Source organism: Kitasatospora sp. NPDC087861 (assembly GCF_044742585.1).
GTDB lineage: Bacteria > Actinomycetota > Actinomycetes > Streptomycetales > Streptomycetaceae > Kitasatospora.
Genome location: NZ_JBIUUS010000103.1, coordinates 1 through 2,159, shown reverse-complemented (window position 1 = coordinate 2,159; position 2,159 = coordinate 1). Strand labels below are relative to the sequence as shown.

1 protein-coding gene is annotated in these 2,159 nt (G+C 63.5%); it reads left to right on the top strand.

Translation table 11 applies throughout. The annotated features are described in order from the left end of the window. Positions 1 to 609 precede the first annotated feature (609 nt). Positions 610 to 2,031, top strand: a complete 1,422-nt coding sequence (gene ltrA, locus ACIOJE_RS41215) for a group II intron reverse transcriptase/maturase (RefSeq protein ID WP_400783826.1) — start codon at positions 610 to 612, stop codon at positions 2,029 to 2,031. Positions 2,032 to 2,159 lie beyond the last annotated feature (128 nt).

The following is a 2,159-nucleotide window of genomic DNA, read 5'->3' as shown; positions in this document are numbered from 1 at the left end:
TGTTCGTGCGCCACGAGGCGCCACTTGACCGTGCGGAGGTGAAAGACCGCCGCCGTGGCCTTGTCGCAGCAAGGCCACGAAGCTGAGGACAGCCTGACCCGGGAGTCGCCGGGAGGGGTGGAAAGCAGTCCTGACAACGCCGGGACGCTCCGGAACTACCAGACGGGGCGGGTCCGGCAAGCAAGACGAGAAGGTGTACGAGAGGAACCAGCGCGTGAAGCTCCGTAAGCGTCGAGCCGGCTCCAACCTGGTGGATATGGGCCGGTCCGCAGCGCACACCTGCCGTGATCATGCGGCGGGTGACTCCGAAGCCGGGATGGATAGGCCGGTGGGGAGGCCACGAGGAAAGCCTGCGGCGTACTCGTGGAGAGGCTGCCGGGGTATAGCTGGGCACCTCCCTCGTCAAACGGTCAGTGGTGAACGTGGGAACCACCTGCGGCTGCCCTCACGATGCTCCAGCCAGGACATCGAAGGGCAGGCCCGTCGTCGGCTGTCGGCCGCAGTGTGGGGCGGAGGCCCCGTAGTAGTCCGCGCGCGCGAAAGGCGCGCACATGGCCAAGGGGGCCAGCAAGTCAGCAGGGCGGATGCTGGAATACTCGGAGGCCGCCGGTGAATACCGACGCGCCGTCGCTCACGCCGTTCGGCGCGGAGCGCAGGGTACGGGAGATCCAGGCCAAGCTGCACCGTTGGGCGACCGACGATTCAGACAGGCAGTTTCGTGATTTGTTCAATCTCGTCTGTGACCCCGCATTTCTCCTGATCGCTTGGGAACGAGTGCGGGGCAACAGAGGTGCCCGGTCGGCAGGGGTAGACGGGAAGAGCGCTTACTACATCGAACAGCAAGGCGTCGGCGAGTTCCTGGCCGAGGTCCGCGAAGATTTGAAAGCGCAGCAGTTTCATCCATTGCCAGTCCGCGAGCGGATGATTCCGAAGGCGGGCGGAAAGAAACTGCGTCGTCTAGGTATTCCCACTGTGCGTGATCGCGTGGTTCAGGCTGCGCTGAAACTGGTGCTGGAGCCTATTTTCGAGGCGGAGTTCCTGCCGTGCTCGTATGGATTCCGGCCCAATCGGCGAGCACATGACGCGATTGCTGAGATCCGCACTTTCGCCAGCCCGCCCCACCGTTACGAGTGGGTCGTGGAGGGTGATATCGCGGCGTGTTTTGACGAGATCTCGCACTCGGCGCTTATGGACCGGGTGCGGCTACGGGTCTCCGACAAGCGCGTCTTGGTGCTGGTCAAGGCGTTCCTGAAGGCCGGAATCCTCAATAGAGAGGGGCTTTTCAGGGAATCGCACATGGGAACGCCACAGGGCGGAATTCTGTCACCTTTGCTCGCTAATGTCGCACTGTCCGTTCTCGATGAGCATTTCGCTCGGCGCCACCGCGACCAGAGACGGATGACCCGGCAGCAGCGGCGCGGAGAGCCATCATTTCGGCTAATCCGCTACGCTGACGATTGGGTGGCCCTGGTTCGCGGTGACAGGGCTGATGCTGAGGCGATTCGCGGCGAGGCGGCCGAGGTGCTCTCCACGATGGGCTTGCGTCTCTCGGAGGAGAAAACCACGCTGGTGCACATCAATGAGGGCTTTGACTTTCTTGGATGGCGCATCCAGCGCCACCAGAAGCGGGGCACGGCGAAGCATTACGTCTATACCTACCCGAGCAAGAAGGCGGTTAAATCCGTCACGGGGAAGGTGAAGACGATCAGCCGATTGGACAAGAACCTGCCGCTCGAAGTCCTGCTGCATAATCTCAATCCTGTGCTGCGGGGCTGGTGTGTCTACTTTCAGTCCGGGGTTTCGAGTGCCACCTTCCACTTCCTGCGCGCGTTCACCTGGCGCAGGGTCATGGGTTGGCTGCACCGAAAACACCCGCGTGCGAATTGGAAGCAGGTGCGCCGCCGGTATTGCCAGGGCCAGTGGTGGCCATCAGATGGCGATACGGCGCTGTTCGATCCGGGACGGATGCGGACGACCCGCTACCGCTACCGGGGGACAGCGATTCCCACGCCGTGGGCGGGCATGATCTGAACTGTTCGGACCTCCACGGGACTTGTGGAGCGCCCGGTGCCTGGAGACGGGCACGCCGGGTGCGGGAGGCGGTCCGGGAAAACCCACTGGTGGCAACACCAGCAGGGCGTCCCGGGCCGACCTCACAA